The sequence below is a fragment of the Streptomyces sp. NPDC086080 genome (genome assembly GCF_044540255.1).
Taxonomy (GTDB): domain Bacteria; phylum Actinomycetota; class Actinomycetes; order Streptomycetales; family Streptomycetaceae; genus Streptomyces.
In genome coordinates, this window is sequence record NZ_JBITRU010000014.1 from 169,304 (window position 1) to 194,307 (window position 25,004).

A 25,004-nucleotide genomic window follows, 5' to 3' on the forward strand; every position below is an offset into this window, starting at 1 on the left:
TGGCGAAAGATGAAACCCGGCCCGCCGCAGAGGCGGCCCGGAGACGGGTCCGCATCATGTCGGCGACCTTGCTTTCCACCCTGCCGCACCCCGAGGTCGCGGCCCCGGCCGCGCGTCTGGCTCTGAAGACCGACGGCACCTCCCGGGGGTTCCTGGACGGGGCCTGGTGGCCACGCTCCCGGGATCTGCTGATCGAACTGCCCGCACTGACCGATGTGTTGGACCCCTTGTGGGGCCGCATCACCCGCATCGCGGTCAACCCGGAGCACTGGCCGGTCATCCCCCGCAAGGTTCCCGTCGACGGCCACATCGTCAAGGTCGGCTGGTTCGCCCCGGAGATCGACCCGCACAAGCTGCTGCTGCTCCTCTACGGCACAGGGCGCCGGGACCTGCTGATCATCCCGCCGGAGACCGGCGCGGAGTCGGCGGCCCGTCTGATGGCTGCCGCGTCCGGCCACGACGGTCCGCCGCTGACCGCGAGCGCGCTCATCGCCGCGGACGAGGCCCGGCACGGCGTCCTGGCGCCCGCCGGGCCACTGGACCCGGACGAGGCATGGGAGTACGAGGGCGGCGCCTCCGCGGGGTCCGCGGCGGTTCCGGAACAGACCGGTCCGCCCGGTCGGGCCAGCCGCCTGATCATCGGGATGTGAGGTGGCCGCCATGAACGCCTTCATGACGGCCGCCGCCTTCGTGGTTCTCATCGCAGGGGCGGCATACGTGATCCACCGGCTCAACATCCAGCATGCCGGGAGAATCGCCGTGCACCGGTACAGCAGCCCCCTGCCCGGCCGCCGCGGCACTCCGCAGCCCCCGGTGGGACCGGGCCGGTCCGAGTCGCCGGCCATCGGCGAACGGCGGGACCACCGCGACGGGGGCCGCGGCCGATTCCCGCCGCGCCGCCGCCGCAGCCGTACCACTCACCACAGGTAACCAGCCGGTCGCCGGGCCATCGACTGTGCGAGGAGCGGCCGGGTCCCCCATGAACGAGGCGTCATGACTCTTCCGCAGCTGAACATCTACCGGCACGACCGGGGCAGGCGAGCACTGATCACCCTGGCCGGCGAGATCGACGCGGTCACCGCGCCCCAGGTGCGGACCGCTCTGGAGCGGTGCCTGCTGGACGGCATCACCACCATCGACGTGGATCTGACCACCGTCGGCCTCTGCGACAGCAGCGGCCTGAGCGTCTTCCTCGATGCGTCGCGGCACGCCGCCGAGAGCCACGCGTCCCTGCGTCTGCACCACCCGTCCCCGCAGACCGCGCGGCTCCTGACGGACAACGGCTCCGATCTTCTGCTCCGGTGAGGGCTCCGGGTGAGATGCGGTGCACCACGGGACCCAGAGCCCTCTGTTCCGCTCGTATGTGACATGCCGCCTCTGGCGTAATGGGCTGTTCGACGTGGCCCGCCGCGTCACTCTGTGCGGGTTGATCGCGGTCGGGTCAGGAGCCCATGTGTGCAGATCACGTGAGCGGGTCGAGCGCATCCGCTGCGACCGCAGGACGGACCGCACGGGTCGGTGCGGGCGCTGGACTCGCGGCACGAGGTGAGCATGGACATGATGGCCGAAGCTTCGACGACGCCGGTGCGGGAGCGCGGTTATGGCGGAAGGTGAGCACCGCCCCGACGAGGGCGTGCGGGACCGGTCGGAAGGGTTCGGTGAGCGGCTGCTGGGGTTGCTGCTGGACCGGGCGCACGAGATGCCGCCGCAGCTGATCGCCCCGCTGATCGCGGAAGAGGTGGCCAGGGTCGGTGGCCGCGACGTCTCGATCCTGTTGCAGGACTACGGCCAGCTGATGCTGGTGCCCCTGCCCGGCCGGCGGCTGATGGTCGGCGACCCCGAGCCGATCGACGACTCTCCCGCCGGCACGGCCTTTCTGCAAGCGACCGCTGTCGAGGTGCCGCAGTCCGACGGCGTCCGGATGTACCTGCCGTTGCTGGACGGCAGCGACCAGGTGGGCGTGATGGCCCTCACCATGGACACCGTCGATGACGACGAGCGGCGGTTGCTGCGCAGGCTCGCCGGCCTGGTCGCCGACATGCTGGTCACCAAGCACAGCTACACCGATGAGTTCTTCCGCGCCCGGCGCCGCGAACCGATGAGCGTGGCCGCGGAGATCCAGTGGTCCCTGCTGCCGCCACTGACGATGGCCGTACCGCAGGTCGCGGTGGTCGGCATCCTGGAACCCGCCTACGACGTCGCGGGCGACAGCTTCGACTACGCCCTCAATGAGGACGTCCTGCACGTGGCCATGATCGATGCGATGGGTCACGGCCTGGACGCCGCCACGATGGCGACCGTCGCCGTCGGGGCCTACCGGCACGCCAGACGTGCCGACATCGGCCTGTCCGAGATCTATGCGTTCATGGACCGGGCCATCGCCGAGCAGTTCGGGCCCGACCACTTCGTCACCGCCCAGATGATGCGCCTGAACGTCACGACGGGCCACCTGCAGTGGGTCAACGCGGGCCACCCCGCACCGCTGCTGATCCGCGACCGCCGGGTCGTCCGGCAACTCACGGGCCCGACCACCTTGCCCGTCGGCTTCGGCGGTGAACAGCCCCGGATCAGTGGGCAGATGCTCCAACGCGGCGACCGGGTGCTGTGCTTCACCGACGGCCTCATCGAGGAGCACGAAGCCGGCGAGGAACAATTCGGCGAAGAACAACTCATCCACTGGGTCAACCGCATCGAACACACGGGGAAGGGAGTACGAGCGGTGGTGCGCTCACTCTCCCACGCCCTGAAGCGGGAACGGGGCGGCCGCACCACCGACGACGCGACCCTCTTCCTGATCGAATGGCGAGGGGGCGCCGCCGACCACCTCGTGCTCCCGGAGTGAGCCGACAACCGCACGACCGGCTCCGTCATGCGAGCCACCGCGCGTGGTGCACCGTCCATATCCTGGGATGAGGCTGCTTCGGACCGTCCGTCAACACGACGCAGGGACTAGTGTGTTGTGCAGACGTCCCAGACCCCGGCGGCATGCTGTTGCTGACCACAGATGGCTTCGGGGTGCGGACTCCTCGTCCGTCACCCGGCGCTTGCCTGGAGGCAATCGGGTGGGTCCTCCGTCCTGCTGCGCGGGCTCCCGGACCGGCCGTTGCTCTGCCTCCGCCGAAAGTACGCCCCTGCCGGGAGCACGCCCGGGGGCCGGGACTCCGGCTCACCGTGCCGCTGCCGGATCGTCTTCCGAACCGAGGCGTCATGCCCCTCTCACAGCTCACCGTCCACCGCCATGACCAAGGCAAACAGGCACTGATCACCCTGTCCGGTGAAATCGACCTCGAATCCGCGCCGCTGGTGCGCGAGTCCCTGGAGCGGTGCCTGCGGGACGGTATCCGCACCATCGACGTCGACCTCACCCCCGTCACCTTCTGCGACTGCAGCGGACTCAACGCATTCCTCCACGCCGCGCAGCAGACCACCGTGGTTGGTGGGACCCTGCGACTGCACCGTCCGCCGACGACACTGGCTCGGATTCTCGACCTGGCCGGCTGCGGGTTCCTGCTCCTCGGCCTTTCGTTCGGCCACCTGTCACCTCCTCTCGTCGACGCCCCGGCCCCGCCCCGTTCAGCATCACCGCTCCGGTCCGTCCCGCTTGCGCCTGTTCTCTCGGGTGATGCGCGATGACGGCCGGACCCGGGCGGGGGCAGTCACGGAAGCCGGGGGACGGCGAGCCGTCCGCCGTGGCTCCGGCGCGGTTGCGTCGGCTGAGCCGTTGGCCGGCGGAGAGCCTGCGTGACGATCTGGTGGCTCTGCATATGGAGTCCCGCTCTACGCCGCCGGGTGATCCGTACCGCCGTCCCAGCCGACAGAACTTCCTGAACCGTCTCACCGCGGACATGCGCCGACCGGGATTCGCCATGGTGATCGCCGAGACGCACAGCCTGATGGGATGCGCCTTCGGATTCCCGGTACTCGGCGACGGTTCCTGGTGGCTCGGCTTCGAAGGAACATTGCCGCGCAGCGTCGGGCAACTGACGGTGTGCGGAGGCGTCTTCACATTCGCCGACATCATGATCCGGCCGCACCCGCAGGACCAGGAACTCGCCCGTCGTGTGCAGGAACGACTGCTGACCGACCACCAGGCTTCACTCGGCGCCACCTTGGTGGACCAGGCCGATCGCCCGACCCTCGCCACGCTCCGCTCCTGGGGATGGCTGGACATCGGAGAGCTTCGCAGGCCACTGGGCGCCACCACGTTCCGCGCGCTGGTCCTTCCCCTCGAGGGACGCACCACGGCGAGGCTGGAGGGCCTTGTCACGATGCCTGGAGACGGTGGCCCCCGTGGGACCTGACGGGCGGTCGGCCCGTATTCGGATGTTGGTGGCCGAGCAGGCGGCCCGACGAGGTGCCCGGCCGAGTGTGGTGGACGTATGCACCGCGGCAGTGGCCGCGCTGCCGGTCGGCGGGGCCGGGCTGTCGGCGATGTCCGAGGCCGCGGCGAGCCATCCGTTGTGCAGCACCGACGACATCAGCGAGCGGCTGGAAGAGCTCCAGCTCACGCTGGGTGAGGGGCCCTGCGTGGACGCCTTTGAACGCGGCTCGGCCGTCCTGACACCCGATCTGCTCAGGACTGCATCTCAGGATCGCTGGGCCGTGTTCGCCGATGCGGCCCTGGAAGCCGGAGCCCGCGCGGTGTTCTCGCTTCCCCTGCACAAGGGGGCGATCAGCACGGGAGTTCTGGACCTCTATGCCAACATTCCGACCGTACTGGACGCGGAGGAACTGGCCGACGCACTGGCGTTCGCCGATCTCGCGACGCTGCTCCTGCTGGACACACGGATCGACGAGGCGGGCGCACCGACCGGCGGGCCTCCGCCGGACCACAGCATCGAGGACCTGGGCGGATACCGGGCAGAGATCGACCAGGCCAGCGGAATGCTCACTGCTCAGCTCGGAGTCGGCATCGAAGAAGCCTTCGTCCGGCTCCGCGCCCATGCCTATGCGCAGGGACGCCGGCTCGCGGACGTGGCCGCCGACGTGGTGGCCCGACGGCTCCGATTTTCCCCGGACGCGGAGCCGGATCAGGCCGAGGAGGAATCCTGACGTTCGGTGCCGGTCGAGGAACGTGCCGTACTTCCCGCCGCTTCGGGCGGGGACTGGTCTCAATCAAGGGTGCCCACGATGGATCAACAGCTTCTGGCCAAGACGTTCGTTGAGCTGGCCGACAATCTGGTGGCCGACTTCGACCTCATCGACTTCCTGCGCCTGCTGACCGACCGCTGCGTCGGCATGCTCGATGCGAGCGCCGCCGGGGTGCTGCTCGCCGACCGGGACGGCAGACTCCGCGTGATGGCCGCCTCCGACGAACAGGTGCGCCTGCTGGAGCTCTTCCAGCTCCAGAACGACGAAGGCCCCTGCCTTGAATGCTTCCGCACCGGCATACCGGTGATCGTCCCCGATCTCGGCACGACGACCGCCCGCTGGCCGCGCTTCACAGTGGCGGCCCGGCGCAGCGGGTTCGGGGCGGTCCAGGCCCTGCCCATGCGCCTGCGGGACGAGATCGTCGGCGCCCTGAACCTCTTCCACACCACCCCCGGCCCTTTCGACCCGGCCGCCACACCCGTCGCCCAGGCCCTGGCCGACGTCGCCACCATCAGCCTGCTGCAGCAACGCACCGCTCAGCGCAGCACGGTGCTCAACGAACAACTGCAGACGGCGCTGAACAGCCGGGTACTGATCGAACAGGCCAAGGGGAAGCTCGCCGAACGCCAGGGCATCGACATGGAGCAGGCGTTCACCGCGCTGCGCGGCTACGCCCGCTCCCACAACCAGCGCCTGGCCGACGTGGCCCGCGCCCTCATCGACAGTTCCGAACCCCTCACCGGCCTGGGTTCATGACGGCGGTCCGGCGCCGCCCGTGGGGCAACCACGGCTGCCTGCAGGCGCTGCGGAGCGGACAACGTCCATGCCTCGTGCCCTGGTCGATGTGAAGTTCGACGGTCCCATGCCGGGGAGGGCGAGGGGTGGTTGCGCCGGACGTGGATCCGCTTCCCGCGGCGGACGGTTCGGCCCGCGGGCGGTGACCCCGCTCAACGGCAGCCGGTGGCCCTCACCCCTGACGTCCCCCGGCCGTACCGCCCGTCCGGCCCGTTGCGTGCCGGGTCACAGGGGGCTCGTGGAGCTCTTGCCGAGTTTCTTGTAGGCGGCCGCGACCTTGGTGAGCCAGGTGACCTCGGCGGTGAAGTTGTCCGTGTCCCGGTCCTCGAAGTCGGTGGTGTCCTTGTTGTCGTCGGGGATGGTGCCGGTGCGCTTGGCGTGCAGCGCCTGTCTGATCTGGGCGGCCTCGGCGAAGGCCTGCCGGTGCTCCTCGCTCGCCTGCACACCGGCGCCGACGGCGGTCCCGGCGCCGATGCCGCCGGGCGCGGCGCGGTCGATGTGGGGCCGCAGGTCCCGCCAGCCGTCCCGGATCTCGATGACCCGGCGGTGGAGCCGGTAGTCGAGGTCGGAGACGGCGGCCCCGGGCGGTTCGAGAACGATGTCCGGCGAGGCCTCGTACAGGTCCCGCCAGAGCGGGTAGAGGGCCCGGTACGACCGGTAGTTGCGCACCCACTCCAGCAGCCCCGCGAGCGGGGCCTCCCAGGCGGAGACGGTCAGGCTGAGCGAGACGGTGACGATGCCGGCCGCGCTGAACATGGAAGCCGCCGCCTGCCAGGCGCCGATGTCGATGCCGGAGGCCGCGGTGACGATGTTCACCGTGCGGGCGACGCAGTAGAGGAACAGGATCACCGCGGCCGCGGACAGCAGCCGCAGGGCCTGGCGCAGCGACGTCCTGCCGGCCATCCGGGCATACGGGCGGCACTGGCGGTAGATGGTCACACAGGGCACCGCCTGCGAAACGATGAAGGCCAGGAGGTAGGTGAGCACCAGCGGTTGGCCGCTGCCACTGTTGAAGTCGGCGGGGTCGAGGCGGGGGCCGTCGGCGATGAAGAACAGCGCGGCCAGGAAGACGTCGAGGGCGATGCCGGCCGTCACCCAGTAGCGGACCCTGCGGACGGCCGCGTCCTCGGTCGAGCCCGCCCACAGCAGGAGGATGATCTGCGCGCTGACGCAGAAGGCGACCGCCGACAGATGCATCAGCAGGATGGCGAGGTTGCCGACGCCCAGGAAGCTGTCGCTTCCGGACGCGATGCCTCCCATCGTGAACGTGAGGCACTGAAGCCCCAGCGTGACCAGCAGGGCACGGTAGGAGGGGTCCCGCCAGCTGCGTCTCATCTGGCTCAGCCGGTAGACCAGTGCGACGTACGACGAGAGCGCCGTGATGACGAAGCAGACGATCCTAGTCGTGTTCACGGCCTGAATCACCGACCAGGGGCACGACGAGTCCTATGCCTTCGGCGGCCACGGCGACGGCGTAGTCGAAGAACGCCGGCTCGTCCCGGACGCTGTCGTGGGTGCGGCTGTGGACCTGGAACACCAGGAGCCCGATCAGACTGCTCCACAGCACGATGCCGCGTTCGATGATGTCCGAGAATGGCGCCTCGGGCACGCCGCCGAAGAGTTGCACGGCGTCGGGCAGGAGCAGCGGCGGTCCGGGCACCGTCCGGCGGGGCGGTGTGAGGTCGCCGGCCTCCAGCGCGGCACGTACGATCCCGGCCAGCACGGCGGGGGTCCGTGAGGCGGGCGGAACCGTGTCCTGCGGGGCGTGGTAGCCGGGTACGGGCGAGCCGTAGATCAGGGTGAAGTCGGCTGTGTTGGCGAAGGACCACTCCCGCAGGGCGCGCGTCACCGCGAGGAGCCGCGCGCCCGCGTGTGCGCCGGTGCCGCGGGCGGCCAGGTCGGCCTGTTCCATCGCGGCGCCGGAGGCGTTGTAGGCGTCGACGACCAGTGCCGTCAGCAGGTCGTCCCGGTGCGGGAAGAGGGCCTCGACATCGGCGGTGGGCAGGCCCGCTTCCCGGGCGACGGCGTCCGGGGACAGCGCTGTGGCGCCCGATCCCGCCAGGAGTCGGCGTGCGGCGCCCTTGATGGTTTCGGACAGTACGGCGTCCTCATCGGTCACACCCGTTCCGGAAAGATCCATGGACCGAACCGTACCGGTCGGCTACGCGGCGCACGGCTGCGGAAGGCATCCTTCCCCCGCCGTGCGCAACGATCCGGCCACCCCAGTTTTCCGCCAATTCAGCCGTTCTCCGCGGAGACGTGGAGGCGTGGGGCGTGGGGCGTGAGGCGTGGAGGCGTGGAGGCGTGGAGGCGGCGTGGAGATGCGGTGCGACTCCGTACTGTTCGAGCCGTGGTGTGTCGCTGTCGGGGATGAGCCGCCGCCGAACACCGCCTCGTCACCGCCCTCTTCCTGCCGGTGCGGGGCCAATCCCCCCGCGGGTCCGCCCTTCCGTCAGGAACACCGCATCCTCGCGCGGCCGGTCCGGCCCCCGTTCGTTCCGGGACCGGACCGGCCGCGCGAAGCCCGGCAACCGACTCGGCCACCCCCGCGAGCCAAGTCGGTTGCCGGCTGTCGCTGGGCCCCACGTTGACGGAGACTCACCTGGTTGTCAACTGTCAGCTAGTCTGGGAAACTTACGCTTAGCTAGCGGCAATGCGCACCGGGGAGGCGGGAGGAGGAGACGCACCGTGCCGGATGGAACGCACCCCGATCCGATGGCAGCCGATCTATCCCCCGGCCGCCGTCACCTCCTCCGCCAGGACCGACACCGCCCGCCGGATGTCGTCCTCACCGTGCTCGCTGGTGACGAAGAACCGCAGCCTCGCGAGCCCTTCCTCCACAGCGGGGTGGAAGATCGGGTCGACGATGACCCCCCGCTCGAACAGCCGGTCCGCGACACGCAGCGTCCGCGCCGAGTCACCGAGGACACACGGCACGATCGGGGTGTCGGCGCCGGGCCCCGTCGGCAGCCCGGCCGAGGCGGCCAGCGCGCGGAAGAGCGTCGCGTTCCGCCGCAGTTCCCGCACCCGGTGCGGTTCGGCGACGATCAGCCCGGTGGCGGCCAGGGCCGCGGCGGCGTTGGCCGGGGTGAGGCCGACGCTGTAGACGAAACCCGGCAGCGTGTGCCGCAGCCACCGCACCATGCGGGCCGAGCCGCCGAGGTAACCACCGCAGCTGGCGAAGGCCTTGGAGAGGGTGCCCATCCACAGGTCCACGTCGGTCCGGTCGACGCCGAAGAACTCGCCGATGCCCCGGCCGCTGTCGCCCACGGTTCCGATGCTGTGCGCCTCGTCGACCATCAGCAGGGCCCCGTACCGCTTCTTCAGCTCGATCACGGCGGGCAGCTCGGCCAGGTCGCCGTCCATGCTGTAGGCGCCCTCGACGACGATCAGCACCCGCCGGAACCGGGACCGGTTGTGGCGCAGTATCTCCTCCAGCCGCCCCATGTCGTTGTGCGGGAACGGCCGTCGCGTCGCCCCCGACAGCACACAGCCCTGGATGATGCTGTCGTGGGCGAGCGCGTCGTGCACCACGAGGTCCTGCGCGCCCAGGAGGTGCCCGATCGCGGTGACGTTGGTGGCGTGGCCGCTCACCAGGGCCAGACAGTCGCCGACACCGAGGAAGTCGGTGAGCGCCCGCTCGAGCCGCACCGTCAGGTCCCGTTCCCCGGAGAGCATCCGGCTGGCCGACACCGAGGACCCGTACCGCTCCACCGCCTGGTGCACGGCCTCGTTGACCACCGGATGGCCGGAGAGCCCCAGATAGTTGTAGCTGCCGAAGGACAGGTACCGCCGGCCGCCGACCAGGGTCGTGTCACGGATGTTGCCCTGGTGGACCCGGAAGTACGGGAAGTCCGCGCCGCTGCCGGTGACGGCACTCAACCGCTCCTCGAACTGCCGCACCTCCGGGAAGTCGTCCACCCGCTCGGTACCGGCCTGCCAGTCGGCCCGGGTCTGCCGGGGCAGGGCCGCACCGGGCTGCGGCGGCCGGGTGACGTGGGGGTCGACCAGCGTGATCAGCCGTCCGACGGTGAGGTCGGGCGAGAACATCTCCTCCGTGGTGAAGCCACCGACCCGCTTGCCTATGCCGGCCTCCAGCTCCTGCAGCATCAGGGAGTCGAAGCCGAGTTCGGTCACCAGGGCGGTTCGCTCCTTCAGCTCCGAGACGGGGAAGACACCGACCCGCGACACCTCTTCGAGCACGACGGAAGCGGCGGAGTCGGTGAAACCGGAGAAGGCGGTGGAGACGGTCGTGTCCGTGAAGCCCGTCGTGTCCACGGAGTCGGGGGCACCACCCGGCACAGCGGGCACGGCGGGCACGGCGGACGCCGCCCGAGGCTGGTCCGAGGGCAGCGCGGACGCCGGCCGGGGCGACTCCGGCGGCTCCTCCCCCACCAACTCCCGGGCCGACTCGTCCACCACCCAGTGGTGGCGCGGGGCGAGCGGACTCGGCGGCAGCGTGCACGGAGGTACGCGTTCCGTCACCGGACGGATCCCCGAACCGGTGACGACACGCTCCGCGAGCTCGGTCAGCACCGCCCTGCGCCCCGCGGCATCCAGCGAGCCGGGCGACGGAACGGCCGCCTGCGGCGACTCACCGGGCGGGAGCGAACCGGCCAGCTGCCCCGGCCCGAGCTCCCCGGTACGGCCCGCCGTCAGCGCCGCCGCGGCCGTGGCCAGCTTTCCGGCGGCGTCGGCGGCGTCCTCCACCACCAGGGCGAGGCGTTCCGCCAGCGGTGCGCGGCGGGCCAGGGTGTCCGCCACGGCCGCCAGGGGCAGCCGGTCGCCGGTGATGACGTCCGCCAGCTCCCGGGCGTGCCGGGCCAGCCCGGACCGGTCCCGCGCGCTCAGCACCAGCAGCTGCGGCTCCTCGTCCGTCACCGGGCGGTCCGGTGCCGTGGCGCACTCCTCCACCACCATGTGCACACCGGTGCCGCCGAACCCGAAGGCGCTCACCCCGGCCCGGCGCGGCTGCCCTGCGGCGTCCCACGGGACCGGAGCCGTCGGGACGGTCAGCCCCGCGGCGTCGAGCCCGGACGGATCGGCCGGCTCGAACTCCGGCTGCGGCGGTACGACTCCCCGGTGCACGGCCAGGACGGACTTGATGAGCCCGGCCATTCCGGCGGCCCCGAGCGAGTGCCCTATCACCGCCTTCACCGCGCCGAGGAACGCGGGCGCGCCCCGCTCACCGCGGAGTTCGCGCAGGGCGGCCACCTCGACCGGGTCACCGACCGTGGTCGCGGTGCCGTGCGCCTCCAGATAGCCCACCGAGTCCGGGCTCACCTCCGCGTCCCGGTAGGCCCGGCGCAACACCCGCACCTGGCCCGCCGGCTGGGGCTGCATGCCGCCCGGCACGGTGCCGTCGTTGCCCGTGCCCACCCCCCGGATCACGGCGTACACCCGGTCGCCGGCCGCCAGTGCGTCGGCCAGCGGCCGCAGTACCAGGACGCCGGCGCCCTCGCCCAGGACGAATCCGTCGGCCCCGGTCCCGAACGGCCGGCACGTGCCGCTGCGCGAGATGGCGCCGATCCGGCACAGCCCGATCAACAGGTCCGGGGCGAGGATCAGCTGTGCCCCGCCGGCGATCGCGACACGGCAGCGGCCGGCGCGCAGCGCGAACACGGCGTTGGCCACGGCCATCAGCCCGCCGGAGCAGGCGGCGTCCAGGGCGTAGCTCTCCCCGTGCAGGTCGAACACGGAACTGATCGTGTTCGGACCCATGTTGAGCAGGATGCCGGCCACGGACGAGCCGTGCAGCCCGTCGACCGCGCGCACGGTCTCGGACAGCCGGGGATCGGTCGACGGAGTCCCGAACTCCCCGCCCGCCAGCTGACGCGCGCGGATGCGCATGGTGGTGAGTTCCCGGTAGCCGCTCTCGCTGAGCGAGGTGATCACCGAGGTCTCCTCGCGGTCGAACCCCTCGGTCTCCCACCCCGTGTCCTGGATCGCCTCACGGGCGAGGTCGATCAGCAGCCGGTGCTGCGGATCCATCGCTCTGGCCCGCCGGGGCGGGATGCCGTAGTGCATCGCGTCGAAGTGCCCCACGTCCGGCAGCATGGCCATGGTGTCCGTGTAGGCCGAGGTCGTGTCGCGGGCGCTGTGGCCGAGAAACCCAGCGGAGCGCCACCGCGTGTCCGGAACAGTGGAGAACTGGGCCTGAGGGTTCGCCAGGAGTCGCCAGTACTCGTTCACGTTCCGTGCCCCCGGAAACCGGCAGGCCATTCCCACTATGGCGACGTCGTCGCGTCGCGCCCCCGTCGTATCCACCTGTGATTCCTCCGCTGTCTCGGATGTCACGCTGCCGTCGCGAGGCGGTCCCGCCACCAGTCCACCGTCGCGGCCACCTGCTCGTCGACGGGCGTGGGCCGAAGCGCGAACGCGGCCTCGCAGGCGCTGGAATCGACCACGAACGGCCGGTCGAACTGGTACCGGATGTCGCGCAGTTCCCGGATCATCGGGGAGAAGACCGAGGCGGCCGCCAGGACGGCCGGCGGCACCCTGCGCACGGCGACCGGTCCCGCGCCCGCCCGGGCCGCGAGCAGGCCCACCATCTCCCGGCTGGACAGCGCCGGTTGGGTGGGGACGTGCCACGCCCGCCCCCAGGCCCGTTCCTGGCCCGCGACCTCGACCAGGGCCCTGGCCACATCGGGGAGATAGGTCCAGCTGTGCGGGGCGTCCGGATCCCCGAGCACGGAGACCGGCTTGCCGCGCAGCAGCCGTGGCACCACCCTCGCGGCCAGATGCCCGCCATCGGTCACGCCGGGGCCGAAGAAGTCGGAGGCACGTACCTCGACCGCCCGGATACGGCCCTGTTCGTGCAGGTGCCGCGCCTGTTCCCAGACCGCGGCGCGTACCCGCCCCTTGGTGTCGGTCGCCGCGAGCGGCAGGTCCTCGGTCAGGGGACCGTCCACGGGGCCGTAGCCGTAGAGGTTTCCCAGCATCACCAGGACCGCCCCGGACGCCTCGGCCGCCGCGCAGAGGGCCGATGCCAGCGGCGGCCAGTCGCTCGCCCAGCGGGTGTAGGGCGGTGCGGCACAGCTGTAGATCGCGGTCGCGCCCTTCGTGGCGGCGATCAGCGCCTCGCTGTCCGTCGCGTCCAGCGCGAGGTGTTCGATGCCGGATTCACGGTTCCGGTCCGATCTGGCGACGGTTCGGACGGAGTGGCCCTTCTCGTCCAGCAGCCGTGCGGTGGCCGCCCCGGCGGGCCCTAAACCTACGACGACAGAATGAGTCATCCTCGCACACTAGCGCGAGAACACCAGGATTCACTCGGGCCTCAGAAGTGCGTCCGACTATGCCTCTGCCACCGGGCTCCGCCCCTTTTTGGAGGACTATATTCACCGCATCGCCCATAATGGAGTGATTGCACCCTAAATAGGCAATTCCTGGTAATCATGGAGCGGTTCCCGTCGTTGCGCCATTCCCGGAGCCGCTCATGCGCACTGCCGTCATCGCCGCCCAGGACCCGCCCCGTACGGGGCTCTTCGGGTCCCTCCCCCCAGCACCGGGGCGGGTCACCCCGGCGCCGGGTCAGGTGGAGGAGCGGAGGCTCTCCTTCGGAGGGTTCGCCTACACGTGCCGGATCGTCCACCAGCGCGCCCCGCGCACGGCCCCGCTGCTGCTGCTCGGGGGCTCGTCGCAGAACCGGTACTCCTGGCAGAGCCACGAGAGGTGGCTGGCCCCGCTGTGCACGCTGATCACCGTGGACCTTCCGGGTTATGGCGGTTCGGACTTCCTCCCGGCCGAGTACGACATCGACTTCCTCGCCGACGCGGTCCAGCACATGCTGACGGACATCGGTGTGCCTCGGGTGAATCTGTTCGGCGGCTGCTTCGGTGAGGTCGTCGGCCTCCGCTTCGCGCAGCGCCACCCGGGGTCGATCAGGCGCATCGTCTTCGGCGCCGCGGCGATCCGGCTTCCCGAGCTCTACCGGGAGGCCGTGCCGCGGCTGTCGCAGACCCTGGAGCGCGGCGACATCGAGCAGGCCGCCGAAGGGCTGGTGCGGCTGTTCATGTCCCACCCGGAGGCCGGCAGGGTCCGCAGGCACGCGGCCGTGGCACGGCTGCTCCAGCACCAGTTCATGAACCAGACGCCGGACGACATCCACAAGGCGGTCGAGCACAACACCAGGCTGGTGACACACGGTTGCTACCGGCCCCTGCCGGTGCCCGCCGTGCCGTCCCTGGTGTTCACCGGGGAGTACGACACCCTGTGCACGCCGCCGATGGGCCGCGAACTCGCCGCGACGATGCCGGGCGCGCTGTTCACGACCGTCAAGGAGGCGGACCACTTGGTCACGGTCGAGCGCAGGGAGGAGTCGGCGGACCTGATCGCCCGCTTCTGCACCGACCGCCCCGTCGACGACCTGCCGTACTGCACGCCCGTCGAGGTTCCGTGCGCCGCGAACGCTCCGGCGGCGGTCTGACGCAACGCCACGGGGAGGGGCCGGGAACCCGATGTCGGGTTCCCGGCCCCTCCCCGTGGCCGCGGAGGCGTCAGGATTTCTCGCCGGGGACGGTCAGGCTCGACACGCACGACATCCCGTGGGACCCGGTGCAGTTCTGCGTCGACTCGTTGTTGACGCGAAGCTTTCCGTAATCGTCCGTGGTGACCCGGTACTCGTGGTGCACGCAGCGAACGTTGCCCTGGCCGTCGTCGGCGCACCGGGGCGCCATCTCGGCGCCCGTGGACTGAACGGCCCCGGCACCGATCAGGGCAAAGCTTCCCAGGATCCCGACGGCCGCCGCCACGATCTTCTTCGACTTGATCATTTACCTTATTCCCTCACGGTCGACCCCGCGGTGGGCGAAGTCGCGTTGCTTCCGAACAGAGCAGATCCGGGGCCCGGGCACATCAGCCGGGACCCCGGACCTGCCGCGTCACCCGGAGTTGGTCACTCGCCGCCGAGCGCGAGGCCGTTGGCGCAGTGCACGGCGTCGGTGTCGGAGTCCTCGATGTTGTTGAGACCCAGGATGGCCAGCGCGAGGTTGAGGTTGTCGATGTTGATGAGACCCTGGGTCGTGTTCTTCTGCGTGCAGGCGTTGGCCTGCTTGTTGTTGAGTTCAGCGCTCGGCTCGTCGCCGGCGTGGCTGATGCCGGCGCCGAGGAAGCTGACGCTGCCGAGCATGGCCATCACGACGGCGGCCTTCTGGTACTTGCGCATTACCTCTCCATTTCTCGCGTTGACACAGTCCACAATGGACCGGCCCCTGACATTCACCAAGAATAGGCGAATCAACTGCGACAATCAGTAGGTGAAACGCCGAATTCGGGAATTACCCCGAATAGGCTCGTGTGGCGCAATAAAGCGCCCATTCGGCAATCCTAATAACCGACGAACCGAGGACGGGATGTCGATTCCTTATGGGTCGTGCTCACGTCATTGGTGCACGAAATCCTGCCGGCCGAAGTGGAGCACGCCGGCTGGGAACCACGGGTGGAGCGGCGGACCGTCCCGTCCTTTCCGACCGTGAGCCGTTCCTCACTCACCTGCACGCAGCGGACCGTGCCCCTGCCGTCGTCGACGCACCCACCGGGCTCCTCGGCGCCGTGGGCCTGGACGGCGCCGGCACCGATCAGCGCAAGGCCCCCGAGGACCCCCGCGGCCACGGCCACGGCACTTCTCGACCTGATCATTTACCTTCTCCCAACGATCGCTTCCGGCACCTGGACGGCGCGCCGGTCCCGGACGTGTGAACCAGTCGTGGAGCCGGACAGGCCCGGGGCCCGGACAGTCTGGTCCGGGCCCCGGGACAAGCCAGTTCACCTGGCAGTGATCAGTTGCCGCCGATCGAGAGACCGTTGGCGCAGTTCACGGCGTTGGTGGTGGAGTCCTCGACGTTGTTGAGGCCCAGGAGCGCGGCGATCGGGACGTTGACGTCGGTGACGTTGACGAGCCCCTGGATCGTGTTCTCCTGCGAGCAGGCGTTGGCCTGCTTGTTGTTGAGCTCGAACTCCGGGCCCTCGCCCGCGAAGCTCGCGCCGGCGCCGAGGAAGCTGACGCTGCCGAGCATGGCCATGACGACAGCAGCCTTCTGGTACTTGCGCATTACCTCTCCGTTTCTCGAGTGGACACAGTCCGTAATGGACCGGTCACTGACGATGGCTAACGTAAGCGACCTTTGCGACTTTTGACAGCCAAAACTCCCAAATGCGTATGTTTCTTGTGAAGATGCAGGTCATGGACCTGAACGGTCGCATCGGACGGGCGAACGGCAACGGCACATCGGGGCCGCCACCTCCGCAAACATGGATCAAAGAGTGATCCCTGGACATACCCCGTGACCCGGACCGGCCTCCCGCGTTGAGCGGGGAGTGCGGCCGCTCATGCTGCCGCGTTTAACAGACCAGTAAGGAGAACGTGATGTCTCGCATCGCGAAGGTGGCGACCCTGGCTCTCGGCACGGGCGCCGTGGTGCTCAGCGGCGCCGGAATGGCCTCGGCTCACTCCGGCGCCGAGGGTGCGGCGGTCCACTCGCCCGGCGTCGCTTCCGGCAATGTGGTCCAGATTCCGGTCCACGCGCCCGTCAATGTGTGCGGCAACACCGTGAACGCGGTCGGCTTCCTCAACCCGGCGGCCGGCAACGTCTGCGTGAACAAGTAACGCACTACAGGGATTTACGACTGCGGACGTCCGTCGTAGTACCCCCCGAGAGCCCCGGCCGCCCCGCGCGCCGGGGCTCTCGCCGTTTCCGGGGAACGGTCGCGCCAAAGAAGAATGGGAACGGTCACACACAGCGATACGGCCCCCGGAAAAGTCCGGGGGCCGTATGCCGCGGGGCCTGGTTCTCAGGCGCGCAGACCCACGTCGCCGTGCACCGGCTTGGCCTCGTTCACGACGGCCGCCGCTTCCTTCGTGGTGCCGAGCACCGAGTCCTCCTTGGAGTCGACGAGCGAGTCCGAGTCGTACAGCGGCATGAGCTCGAAGGGGACCGCGGTGCGCAGGCCGGTGTCGAGGCCGGTGGACGCCAGGTCGGTGGAGTCCGCGGCGTGTGCGGGAGCGGCGACACCGGCGGCGATCAGGGACCCGGCAAGGACGGCGGCAGCCTTCAGGGACTTCATCGTGTTCCTTTCTTCGGCAACGCGGGGCGCCGGAGGGGAATTCTGTCGCCGTGCTCAACGATCCCCGGCGCGAGCGGAAACCGGGAGGCCGAAGATTGCCAAGTCCTCATATGAAATCTATGAACGACTGATGGGGTGCATGCCGCCTCGAACGAACGTCACGACGTCGGCAGGAGGAGCGAGATGAGCGCCGGGAGCGTGGCCGGCGTGGTGGACTCCGGCGTCGTCGCCCCGGCCGGTGCGGGCAGCGTGGACACCTCGGCGTCCGCGCCGGTCAGCGCCTCGATGAGATCGTCCAGGCGGTCATTCAGGTCGTCGGCCGCGGTCGTCTCCTGATCGTCCTTCTGATCGGCGGCCGCGCTGTCGTCCATGGACAGCAGTTCCAGGAGGCCGTCGAGGGCCTCGCGCACGGCGTCCAGCGCGTCGCCCGTCGGGTCGGCGGCGGTGTCGGCCGCCGGCAGGAGCACCCCGGGGGCCGTGATCGCCTGCGCGGTCGTCGCGGGCGGGACGAGGGCCGGGGTCGTCGTGAACGTGCTCGTACTGGACGTGGCCGTGGTGGTGGTCACCGTCGTGCTGATCACGGTCGCCGGGTCGTCGTCGTCCGCCTCGGCCACGGCGGCGCGCGCGGCGTCACCCAGTCGCGCGGCCCGGTCGGGGGGCAGTTGGCCGCCGTCCGCCTCGAGCACGGCCCTCACCAGGTCCACGACCGGGGCGAGGTCACCCCTGGGCGCGTCGGCCGTGCCGGCCCGAGTGAGCAGCTCGGCGGACGACGCCGCCCGGTCGCGTCCGGGGGCGGAGTCGGCCGCCATGGCGGCGGGGCCGGTGGCTCCGGCCAGAAGGGCGGCGCACAGTGCGCCGCATGCGATACGCCGTGCCGGCAGAGCGCGCATGAAGGTTCCTTTCGCGGGGTTCCGGATCTCGGACCCACCGTGAGAGGGCCTCCGGCCTCCCGCAACCGGGCGTACGCCTTTCGGTTCCCCGCCCTCTCACCCTTCTGCGCGTTCCCGCAGCCGAGACGGTGTGCGGGACCCTTCGCGGCGCAAACCTGGCTTCACGATTCCAACACACTTGCCACCCTTCACCGTATTTCGGTGAATTTGTCCGTTTGGTGACTAGAGTTGCGATCCTCCGAAGCACGCTCATGGGCGGACGCATCGCACTCGTCCCCGCTGCCTGCCGCCGCCACCCGCTCCGAAAGGCTCCGACGGTCATGCGCCAAACCCTGGGTCAGCTGCTTCGCCATGCGACGGCGGGCGTCCTCACCCTTGCCGCGCTGTGTGCACCCTGCGGCCCCGCCGCCGCCGCGCCGGTCGCGCCCGCGCCCGAGGCCGAGCACCTCGCCTTCGGCGAGCGGTACCGGGTCCTCCAGCACGGCAACATCGTCCGCGCGGCCAACTCCTCCGCCACCTGCCGTATCCCGGCGTCCTCCTGCCGGAGGGTGCAGGCGGGCGACGCCCACGGCGTGAACGGCGACTTCGACATGGGGTACATCGACGTCGACAGCGACCCGAACACCTACAACTCCTCCCGCGCGGAGGTGGAACTGCCCGCCGGCTCCCGGGTGACGTACGCGCGCCTGTACTGGGGGGGCAATCTGCTGGTGGGCGAGCAGAAGCCGGCCGCGGACAACGAGCGGGTGCTGATCGCCGAGCCCGGCGGCGACTACAAGGAGCTGCTCGCGGATTCGGTCGTGGGCCACCGCGTGGCGGACGGCGCGGACGCCTTCCAGGCCTCGGCGGACGTGACCCGGCTGGTGCGCGACAGCGCGCCGGGCCTGTACACGGTGGCGCAGCTCAACGTGGCCGGCGGCAGGTCGGCGGCCGGCGCCTGGGGCGGCTGGACCCTGGTGGTGGCGTACGAGAACCCGGCGGAACCGCTGCGGCACCTCTCCGTCTGGGACGGCTTCGCACCGCTCGGCTCCGGCTCGGGCGCGGAATTCCCGCTGCGCGACCTGCCGTTCGCCGCGGACGCCGGAGGCCGGGTGGGCATGGTGGCCTACAACGGCGACCGCGGCACCGCCGGCGACTCCCTCGTCCTCACCGCGGGCGACGCCCCGGCCACCGCGCTCGGCGACGGGGCCAATCCGCTCGACGACGTCCTGAACTCCACCATCTCCGACCCCTCGGGCACGGCCCCGGCGCGGGTACCGGCGTACGCCAACACCCTCGGCTACGACTCCGACGTGTTCGACCTCGGGCGGGTCCTGCCGCGCGCCGGTGACCGGGCGACCTTCCGGCTCACGTCCCAGCGGGACACCGCGTGGGCGGGCGTGCTCTTCGCCGCCGTCGACGCCCGTCGGTGAGCGCGTCGCCGCCCGTTCCGGACACCTGCGGGAGTGAGGACACCGTGCTCGCGGACCTGTCGGTGCCCGGCCGCCGGCCGCGGGTCGTGCACCTCACCCAGCCGGTGGACGGCGGGGTCGCCCGTGTCGTGACGGACCTGGTCCGGGCCCAGCTGGCGGACGGCCTGGACGTCACCGTGATCTGTCCGGACAGCGCACTCAGCGGCCGACTGCGGTCGCTGGGCGCGCGGGTGCGGCACTGGGGGGCGACCCGGTCGCCGGGGCCCTCGCTCGCCCGGGAGGTACGGCAGCTGACCCGGCTGCTCGGCGAGGTGCGCCCCGATCTGGTGCACGCGCACAGCGCGAAGGCCGGACTGGCCGGACGGCTCGCGGTGCGCGGGCGGATCCCCACCGTGTTCCAGCCGCACGCCTGGTCGTTCGAGGCAGTGGACGGCTCCACCGCGGCGCTCGCGCTGCGGTGGGAACGGTGGGCGGCCCGCTGGGCCGCCCGGGTGCTGTGTGTGAGCGAGGCGGAACGCGCCACCGGTGTGCACGCCGGGATCACCGGCCGGTGGGCGGTCGTACCCAACGGCATCGACCCCGAGCACTTCCGCCCGGCCCCCGCCGACACCGTACGGGCCGGGCTGGCACCGCTGGCGGGGCTCGGCGCGCGGGCACCGCTCGCCGTCTGTGTGGGCCGGCTCTGCCGTCAGAAGGGTCAGGACGTCCTGCTGCGTGCCTGGGACGCCGTGCTGCGCCAGGTGCCCGACGCCCGTCTCGTCCTGGTCGGCGACGGGCCGGACCGCGACCGGCTGCGCGCGGCCGCCCCCGCGTCCGTGCTGTTCGCGGGGGCCGTCGCGGACGTCTCGCCCTGGTACCAGGCCGCCGATCTGGTCGTCCTGCCGTCCCGCTGGGAGGGCATGGCACTGGCCCCGCTGGAGGCCATGGCCTGCGGGCGGCCCGTGGTGGTCACCGATGTCGACGGCGCCCGGGAAAGCCTGCCGCGTTCCTTCGCCGGCCCGTGTCTGGTGCCGCCGGAGGACCCCCGGGCCCTGGCGCGGGCGGTCGGAGCGCTGCTGCTCGACCCGCCGCTGCGTACGTCCCTCGGCGACCGGGGCCGCCGCCATGTGCTGTCCCTCCACGACGTGCGGCACACCGCGAGGGCAGTCGCCGACGTCTACCGCGATCTGCTCGACACCTCGCCCGCCGGGGCACAGTCGTGCCGGCACCGGACGGGCGGGAGCGCCGAGGCCGACCGGACGACACCGCGCGTCGAGCCCACCGAGCACAGGGAGTCCATCCACTCGTGACCGCCGAACGTACCGTGCCCTCCCCCGGCGCACCGCCACGGGAGCACGCATCCTCGCCCGTCTCCGTCCTGCCGCCGCGCGGCACCGACAGCGGCCGTCGGCTGCCCGCCTCGCGGCCACCGGACCGGCCCGCGGTCTCACCCCTCCCGCTGCTCGCAGCGGACGGCGCCGCCATCCTGCTGGCCGCGGGGGTGCTCGCCACCGCGCGGTCGCACCCGTCGCTCCTCGCCCTGCTGATCACGGCGTCCCTGCTGCTGCGACCGCGCACCGCGCGGCCTGCGGTGCCGGGGCTGCTGGACGAGGTGCCCGCCGTCCTCGGCCGTGCCGCGGTCGCCTGGCTGGCGACCGCGGCGCTGTGGGCGGCGTACCGGCCGGAGCAGGCACTGTCCGCCGGCACCGTGCTGACCGGCCTCGCCACCCAGGTGACGGCGGGCTGCGTCCTGCGCGCGGTGGTGCACGGACGGCGGCGCGCGGCGCTGCGCCGGCATCCGCACACCGCGCTCGTCGTCGGGCCGGTGGCGACCGCGCAGCGCGTGGCCGCCGCCGTGCTGCGCCATCCGCGGTGCGGGGTACGGCCGGTGGGGATCGTCGCCGCGCAGGCCGAAGGCGGCGAGGGCGTGCCGGTGCTGCGCACGGATGAGGAGGTCGAGCGGGCCGTCATCCAGAACGGGGTACGGGCGGTGCTCACCGTCCACCCCTCGGTACGTGCCGAACAGGGGTCGCTGCTGCGGATGTTGGCCGACGCGGGGTGCGTGGTGTGGGAGGTCGACGCGGACACGGCGCCGTACCCGGCGCGGGAGCGGCTGGCCGGGTTCTCCTGCCGGCGGCTGGACCTCGCCCCCGCGCGCGGGGGCGGCTTCGGCAAGCGGATGCTCGACATCGCGGTGTCGGCAACGCTGTTGCTGCTGGTCAGCCCGCTGCTGCTGGTGTGCGCCGTGGCGCTGCGGATCTGGGACGGGCCGGGCGTGGTGTTCCGGCAGGAGCGCATCGGCCGCGACGGCAAGCCGTTCACGCTGCTGAAGTTCCGCACCCACCGCCCGGTCGACGAGCACGAGTCGGCGACCCGGTGGAGCGTGGCCGACGAGAACGAGATGCGCCGGTTCTGCCGGATGCTGCGACGCACCTCGCTGGACGAGCTGCTCCAGCTGTGGAACGTGCTCCGCGGCGACATGAGCCTGGTCGGCCCGCGTCCCGAACGTCCCTACTTCGTCGCTCAGTTCAGCCAGACCTACCCCGGTTACGCGGCCCGGCACCGGATGCGTACCGGCATCACCGGGCTCGCTCAGATCCACGGGCTGCGCGGCGACACCTCCATCGAGGACCGCTGCCGGTTCGACAACGCCTACATCGACGACTGGTCGTTGTGGCAGGACGTCTGCATCCTGCTGCGCACCGCGGCCACGCTGGTCCGTCCGACGGGGAGCTGACGACACGTGAGCCACGTCCTCCTCCCGCTGCCGCGCCGCGCCGCCGCGCTCGGGCCGGTGCTGCCGCTGGTGGCGGTGGTCGCGCTGCCGGCCCTGCCGCCGACGGGGGACGGCGCGGGGCCGGCCGACGTGGTGTCCGCGCTGGTGGTGGGGTACTGCCTGATCCGTCTGCTGCGCGAACGGCGACGCCCGCTGTCGCCCCGTGCGGCGGTGGTGCTGGGGCTGCCGGTCGTGGGGCTGGCGCTCGCCGCCATGGGGGCGGGCTCGCCGGCGGCGGGGCTCGGCGGCATGGGCCGCTATCTGCAGGTCTTCGTGCTGGTCCCGGTGGCCGTGCTGGTGCTGCTCCGGGGGCGGGCCGACTTCCGGGTGCTGGCCTGGTCGTTCGTGGGGCTCGCGTTGTGGCAGGGGGCCGTGGGCGTGCATCAGTACGTCACCGGGACCGGCGCCTCCTACCAGGGCGAGACGGTCCGGGCGGTCGGCACCTTCGGGGCGCAGGACGTGATGGGCATGGCCACGGCGGTGTCGCTGGGCCTGGTGTGCGCGGTGGGTCTCGCGCTGGGGCGGGCGCCGCTGTGGCAGCGGGCGGCCGCGGCCGGGTGCGCGGTGCTGCTCGTGCTGCCGCTGGCGCTGTCCTTCAGCCGGGGCGCCTGGATCGCGACCGCGCTGACGTGCGGCGTGCAGCTGGCCCTGGCGGGGCTGCGGCGGGCGCTGAAGGTGGGGGCGGTGGTGGTCGCCTCCGCGGTGATCCTGATGGGCGGGTTCGGGGTCGGTACGGTGATGCTGCAGGAGCGGATCGACAGCATCACCCAGGTCGCCGACGCCCCGGACCAGTCGGTGGTCGACCGGTACACCCTGTGGGCGGCGGCCACCGGCATGTGGCGCGAACACCCGCTGACCGGCGTGGGGCTGAAGGGCTTCCCGGAGTACCGCGACGGACACGCGACGCTGGCGCTGTCCTCGGGCAGCGACATCGAGGGCGCGGGCGAGACGTACCACAAGCAGGCGCTGCTCTCGCCGCACAGCATGTATCTGCTGGTGCTGAGCGAGCAGGGCCTGATCGGGCTGACGGCACTCACCGGGAGCTGGCTGGCGCTGCTGGTGTGCGCGGTGCGCGGACTGCTGCGGGTCCGCCGTCGCGGCCCCGGCCTCGACTGTGCCCTGATCGCCTGCGGCCTGCTGCTCTGGCAGCTGACCGACTTCGTGTACGGCGACATCGGCGGCCCCTCGACGGTTCTGACCGGCATGGCCCTGGGCCTGACGGCGTGGTGGGCCCTCCCCCGTGACGAACGCCCGGACACCGCCCGCCGGGACGCGGTTCCCGGGCGGCTCGAGGAGGCCGTGGCGCGATGACGGCACTGCCCTCCCAGCCGGCCGGCCCGGGCCCCGGTGCCCCGGAGCCCGGCGGCCTCATGACGGACGGACGCCCACCGGGCGCGCCCGGTGCCGACCTGGTCCTCCGCCCCGCGACGGGCGGGCGTACGGCCGGTGGACCGGGGTCGCGCCCGGCCGGGGCGGGCGACGGCGAGGAGCCGGGAGGCACGGCGTCCCGGGGGTTCCTCGCCCGGGCCGCTCTGGTCACCGCGGCGTTGTCCATCGCCGGCTCGGTGCTCGGGCTGGTGCGGGACCAGTCGCTGGCGCGGCTGTTCGGGGCCGGCAGCGACACGGACGCCTTCCTCGTCGCGTGGACCGTGCCGGAGATCGCCGCCACGCTGCTGATCGAGGACGGTCTTGCGATCGCGCTGATCCCCGCGTTCAGTGTGGCGCTGGCCGGGCGCGCCCGGGGCGTGCCCGGCGACCCGGTGCGCGATCTGGTCCGGGCGACCCTGCCCCGGCTGTGCCTGGCCTTCGCCGCGGTGGCCGCGCTGGCCGCCGCCGGGGCTCCGTACCTGGTCCGGGTACTGGCGCCGGGCCTGCCCGATCCGCGTCTCGCCGTCGACTGCACCCGGCTCACCGCGATCAGCCTGCTGGCGTTCGGGCTGGCCGGGTACTGCAGCGCCGCGCTCCGGGCGCACCGCCGGTTCCTCGCGCCGGCGGCGATCTACGTCGCCTACAACACGGGCATCGTCGCGATGATGTTCCTGCTGGGTGGGGAGTGGGGGGTGCGTTCCGCCGCGGTCGGGGTCGCGGTGGGCGGCTGCCTGATGGTCGCAGTCCAACTGCCTTCGTTTTGGCGGCAGTTGGTCTCACGCACGGCACAGCCCACCGCCACCGCACCGGCCGACGAGGTGGCGCGGCCGGTGCGGTTCGCCCTGATCGCCGCCGTGCTGCTGTTCGCGCTGTGCCGTCAGTCGCAGGTCCTCGTCGAACGCTTCCTGGCGTCCTCTCTGCCCGCCGGGGCCATCTCGCACCTGAACTACGCGCAGAAGGTCGCCCAGATCCCGATGACGCTGTCGCTGATGGTGTGCACCGTCACCTTTCCGGTGGTGGCCCGTGCCCTCGCGGACGGCGACACCGGGCGGGCCCGCGCCCGCGTGGAGCGGGACCTGGTCCTGGCCTCCTGTGTGGTGCTGCTGGGCATGTGCGCGGTGATCGCCTGTGCCCCTCAGATGATCGGACTGCTCTTCCAGCGGGGCGCGTTCACCGCCGCCGACACCGCCGCGACGGCGGACGTCATGCGCGTGTACGCCCTCGGTCTGCTCGGCCAGACCCTCGTGGGGGCCTTCGTCCGCTGCTACTTCTCGGCGGGCCGCCCCAGCTGGTACCCCGTCGGCGTGATGGCGGCCGGCATCGCCGTGACGTCGCTGACCGGCGCCGTGACCGTGGGCCACTGGGGCGTAGCGGGGATCGCCGCCGCCAACGCCCTCGGTATCACCGTCACGGCCGTCCTGCTGCTGGCGGGCCTGCGCGCCGACCGCCGGGAACCCGCCACCGGCGTCTCTGACGGGAGCCCGGCCGGCGTCCCGGCCGGCGCCCCGGCCCGGGGCTCGGACGAGGGCCCAGTCAGCGCCCCGGGCAGCGGCCCGGCCCACGTCTCGGTCCGACGGGCCGGGCTCCCGACCACGGCCCCGACCGAGAACCCAGCCGACAACCCGGCCAGAA

The 25,004-nt window shown here is 71.8% G+C and carries 24 protein-coding genes; 15 read left to right on the plus strand and 9 right to left on the minus strand.

What is annotated here, in order from left to right:
* The first annotated feature begins 68 nt into the window (after window positions 1-68).
* From ACIF9R_RS18810 to ACIF9R_RS18845, 8 genes are all read left to right on the plus strand, one after another.
* Window positions 69-650: a DUF5994 family protein gene (locus ACIF9R_RS18810; protein WP_399981091.1), complete on the plus strand. Its 582-nt coding sequence runs from the start codon at window positions 69-71 to the stop codon at window positions 648-650.
* 10 nt (window positions 651-660) lie between these two features.
* Window positions 661-930 (plus strand): hypothetical protein, encoded by a 270-nt coding sequence (locus ACIF9R_RS18815; protein ID WP_399981094.1) that lies wholly within the window; start codon window positions 661-663, stop codon window positions 928-930.
* 63 nt (window positions 931-993) lie between these two features.
* On the plus strand, window positions 994-1,305 hold the full coding sequence (locus ACIF9R_RS18820) for an STAS domain-containing protein (protein WP_399981097.1): 312 nt from the start codon (window positions 994-996) through the stop codon (window positions 1,303-1,305).
* Between the two features lie 295 nt (window positions 1,306-1,600).
* Entirely contained in the window at window positions 1,601-2,842 is a 1,242-nt protein-coding gene (locus tag ACIF9R_RS18825) for a PP2C family protein-serine/threonine phosphatase (protein WP_399981100.1), read from the plus strand.
* A 365-nt stretch (window positions 2,843-3,207) separates the two neighbouring features.
* Window positions 3,208-3,633: an STAS domain-containing protein gene (locus tag ACIF9R_RS18830; protein ID WP_399981160.1), complete on the plus strand. Its 426-nt coding sequence runs from the start codon at window positions 3,208-3,210 to the stop codon at window positions 3,631-3,633.
* 212 nt (window positions 3,634-3,845) lie between these two features.
* On the plus strand, window positions 3,846-4,301 hold the full coding sequence (locus ACIF9R_RS18835) for a hypothetical protein (protein ID WP_399981102.1): 456 nt from the start codon (window positions 3,846-3,848) through the stop codon (window positions 4,299-4,301).
* 91 nt (window positions 4,302-4,392) lie between these two features.
* Window positions 4,393-5,052, plus strand: a complete 660-nt coding sequence (locus tag ACIF9R_RS18840; protein ID WP_399981104.1) for a GAF and ANTAR domain-containing protein — start codon at window positions 4,393-4,395, stop codon at window positions 5,050-5,052.
* 78 nt (window positions 5,053-5,130) lie between these two features.
* Window positions 5,131-5,847: an ANTAR domain-containing protein gene (locus ACIF9R_RS18845; RefSeq protein WP_399981106.1), complete on the plus strand. Its 717-nt coding sequence runs from the start codon at window positions 5,131-5,133 to the stop codon at window positions 5,845-5,847.
* 264 nt (window positions 5,848-6,111) lie between these two features.
* Here ACIF9R_RS18845 and ACIF9R_RS18850 read toward each other — a convergent pair whose 3' ends face one another.
* The 4 genes from ACIF9R_RS18850 to ACIF9R_RS18865 form a co-directional block, all read right to left on the minus strand.
* Complete coding sequence (locus ACIF9R_RS18850) at window positions 6,112-7,299, minus strand: MAB_1171c family putative transporter (protein ID WP_399981108.1); 1,188 nt, start codon at window positions 7,297-7,299, stop codon at window positions 6,112-6,114.
* Window positions 7,286-8,026, minus strand: a complete 741-nt coding sequence (locus ACIF9R_RS18855) for a TetR/AcrR family transcriptional regulator (protein WP_399981110.1) — start codon at window positions 8,024-8,026, stop codon at window positions 7,286-7,288. The genes ACIF9R_RS18850 and ACIF9R_RS18855 overlap by 14 nt, the downstream gene beginning before the upstream one ends.
* Window positions 8,027-8,613: 587 nt before the next feature.
* Window positions 8,614-12,108: an aminotransferase class I/II-fold pyridoxal phosphate-dependent enzyme gene (locus tag ACIF9R_RS18860; RefSeq protein ID WP_399981162.1), complete on the minus strand. Its 3,495-nt coding sequence runs from the start codon at window positions 12,106-12,108 to the stop codon at window positions 8,614-8,616.
* Between the two features lie 71 nt (window positions 12,109-12,179).
* The gene (locus ACIF9R_RS18865; RefSeq protein WP_399981113.1) at window positions 12,180-13,121 is read right to left on the minus strand and encodes an NAD-dependent epimerase/dehydratase family protein; all 942 of its coding nucleotides are present in this window, start codon (window positions 13,119-13,121) and stop codon (window positions 12,180-12,182) included.
* A 200-nt stretch (window positions 13,122-13,321) separates the two neighbouring features.
* Here ACIF9R_RS18865 and ACIF9R_RS18870 point away from each other — a divergent pair, with 200 nt between their 5' ends.
* Entirely contained in the window at window positions 13,322-14,311 is a 990-nt protein-coding gene (locus tag ACIF9R_RS18870; protein ID WP_399981115.1) for an alpha/beta fold hydrolase, read from the plus strand.
* Between the two features lie 70 nt (window positions 14,312-14,381).
* Here the strand turns inward: ACIF9R_RS18870 and ACIF9R_RS18875 are convergent, their stop codons facing one another.
* The 3 genes from ACIF9R_RS18875 to ACIF9R_RS18885 form a co-directional block, all read right to left on the minus strand.
* Window positions 14,382-14,657, minus strand: a complete 276-nt coding sequence (locus tag ACIF9R_RS18875; RefSeq protein WP_399981118.1) for a hypothetical protein — start codon at window positions 14,655-14,657, stop codon at window positions 14,382-14,384.
* 122 nt (window positions 14,658-14,779) lie between these two features.
* Window positions 14,780-15,049, minus strand: coding sequence for a hypothetical protein (locus ACIF9R_RS18880; protein WP_399981120.1), 270 nt, complete (start codon window positions 15,047-15,049; stop codon window positions 14,780-14,782).
* A gap of 613 nt (window positions 15,050-15,662) precedes the next feature.
* Entirely contained in the window at window positions 15,663-15,935 is a 273-nt protein-coding gene (locus tag ACIF9R_RS18885) for a hypothetical protein (protein WP_399981123.1), read from the minus strand.
* Between the two features lie 314 nt (window positions 15,936-16,249).
* Between ACIF9R_RS18885 and ACIF9R_RS18890 the strand changes: the two genes are divergently transcribed.
* A complete protein-coding gene (locus tag ACIF9R_RS18890) occupies window positions 16,250-16,489 on the plus strand; it encodes a chaplin (protein WP_399981125.1) in 240 nt (79 codons plus the stop codon).
* 185 nt (window positions 16,490-16,674) lie between these two features.
* On the opposite strand, the gene ACIF9R_RS18895 is transcribed toward ACIF9R_RS18890, so the two are convergent.
* Both ACIF9R_RS18895 and ACIF9R_RS18900 read right to left on the minus strand, forming a co-directional pair.
* Window positions 16,675-16,947: a hypothetical protein gene (locus ACIF9R_RS18895; RefSeq protein ID WP_399981128.1), complete on the minus strand. Its 273-nt coding sequence runs from the start codon at window positions 16,945-16,947 to the stop codon at window positions 16,675-16,677.
* A gap of 158 nt (window positions 16,948-17,105) precedes the next feature.
* Window positions 17,106-17,837, minus strand: a complete 732-nt coding sequence (locus tag ACIF9R_RS18900) for a hypothetical protein (RefSeq protein ID WP_399981130.1) — start codon at window positions 17,835-17,837, stop codon at window positions 17,106-17,108.
* A 320-nt stretch (window positions 17,838-18,157) separates the two neighbouring features.
* Here ACIF9R_RS18900 and ACIF9R_RS18905 point away from each other — a divergent pair, with 320 nt between their 5' ends.
* The 5 genes from ACIF9R_RS18905 to ACIF9R_RS18925 form a co-directional block, all read left to right on the plus strand.
* On the plus strand, window positions 18,158-19,249 hold the full coding sequence (locus tag ACIF9R_RS18905) for a DUF3344 domain-containing protein (RefSeq protein ID WP_399981133.1): 1,092 nt from the start codon (window positions 18,158-18,160) through the stop codon (window positions 19,247-19,249).
* A gap of 44 nt (window positions 19,250-19,293) precedes the next feature.
* Window positions 19,294-20,538: a glycosyltransferase family 4 protein gene (locus ACIF9R_RS18910; RefSeq protein WP_399981135.1), complete on the plus strand. Its 1,245-nt coding sequence runs from the start codon at window positions 19,294-19,296 to the stop codon at window positions 20,536-20,538.
* Window positions 20,535-21,965, plus strand: a complete 1,431-nt coding sequence (locus tag ACIF9R_RS18915) for an exopolysaccharide biosynthesis polyprenyl glycosylphosphotransferase (RefSeq protein ID WP_399981137.1) — start codon at window positions 20,535-20,537, stop codon at window positions 21,963-21,965. Before ACIF9R_RS18910 ends, ACIF9R_RS18915 begins: the two co-directional genes overlap by 4 nt.
* Before the next feature lie 6 nt (window positions 21,966-21,971).
* Window positions 21,972-23,315, plus strand: a complete 1,344-nt coding sequence (locus ACIF9R_RS18920; RefSeq protein WP_399981140.1) for an O-antigen ligase family protein — start codon at window positions 21,972-21,974, stop codon at window positions 23,313-23,315.
* Window positions 23,312-25,004: lipid II flippase MurJ (locus ACIF9R_RS18925; protein ID WP_399981142.1), on the plus strand; the 1,693-nt coding region annotated here is incomplete at its 3' end. The genes ACIF9R_RS18920 and ACIF9R_RS18925, both read left to right, overlap by 4 nt.

Excerpts from the sequence above, each read along its gene's own strand:
- ACIF9R_RS18825 (WP_399981100.1), top strand. The coding sequence starts at position 1,601 with ATGGCGGAAGGTGAGCACCGCCCCGACGAGGGCGTGCGGGACCGGTCG.
- ACIF9R_RS18890 (WP_399981125.1), top strand. The coding sequence starts at position 16,250 with ATGTCTCGCATCGCGAAGGTGGCGACCCTGGCTCTCGGCACGGGCGCC.
- ACIF9R_RS18855 (WP_399981110.1), bottom strand. The coding sequence starts at position 8,026 with ATGGATCTTTCCGGAACGGGTGTGACCGATGAGGACGCCGTACTGTCC.
- ACIF9R_RS18895 (WP_399981128.1), bottom strand. The coding sequence starts at position 16,947 with ATGAAGTCCCTGAAGGCTGCCGCCGTCCTTGCCGGGTCCCTGATCGCC.
- ACIF9R_RS18820 (WP_399981097.1), top strand. The coding sequence starts at position 994 with ATGACTCTTCCGCAGCTGAACATCTACCGGCACGACCGGGGCAGGCGA.
- ACIF9R_RS18870 (WP_399981115.1), top strand. The coding sequence starts at position 13,322 with ATGCGCACTGCCGTCATCGCCGCCCAGGACCCGCCCCGTACGGGGCTC.
- ACIF9R_RS18835 (WP_399981102.1), top strand. The coding sequence starts at position 3,846 with ATGCGCCGACCGGGATTCGCCATGGTGATCGCCGAGACGCACAGCCTG.
- ACIF9R_RS18845 (WP_399981106.1), top strand. The coding sequence starts at position 5,131 with ATGGATCAACAGCTTCTGGCCAAGACGTTCGTTGAGCTGGCCGACAAT.
- ACIF9R_RS18815 (WP_399981094.1), top strand. The coding sequence starts at position 661 with ATGAACGCCTTCATGACGGCCGCCGCCTTCGTGGTTCTCATCGCAGGG.
- ACIF9R_RS18830 (WP_399981160.1), top strand. The coding sequence starts at position 3,208 with ATGCCCCTCTCACAGCTCACCGTCCACCGCCATGACCAAGGCAAACAG.
- ACIF9R_RS18900 (WP_399981130.1), bottom strand. The coding sequence starts at position 17,837 with ATGCGCGCTCTGCCGGCACGGCGTATCGCATGCGGCGCACTGTGCGCC.
- ACIF9R_RS18865 (WP_399981113.1), bottom strand. The coding sequence starts at position 13,121 with ATGACTCATTCTGTCGTCGTAGGTTTAGGGCCCGCCGGGGCGGCCACC.
- ACIF9R_RS18885 (WP_399981123.1), bottom strand. The coding sequence starts at position 15,935 with ATGCGCAAGTACCAGAAGGCTGCTGTCGTCATGGCCATGCTCGGCAGC.
- ACIF9R_RS18860 (WP_399981162.1), bottom strand. The coding sequence starts at position 12,108 with ATGGCCTGCCGGTTTCCGGGGGCACGGAACGTGAACGAGTACTGGCGA.
- ACIF9R_RS18905 (WP_399981133.1), top strand. The coding sequence starts at position 18,158 with ATGCGCCAAACCCTGGGTCAGCTGCTTCGCCATGCGACGGCGGGCGTC.
- ACIF9R_RS18875 (WP_399981118.1), bottom strand. The coding sequence starts at position 14,657 with ATGATCAAGTCGAAGAAGATCGTGGCGGCGGCCGTCGGGATCCTGGGA.
- ACIF9R_RS18880 (WP_399981120.1), bottom strand. The coding sequence starts at position 15,049 with ATGCGCAAGTACCAGAAGGCCGCCGTCGTGATGGCCATGCTCGGCAGC.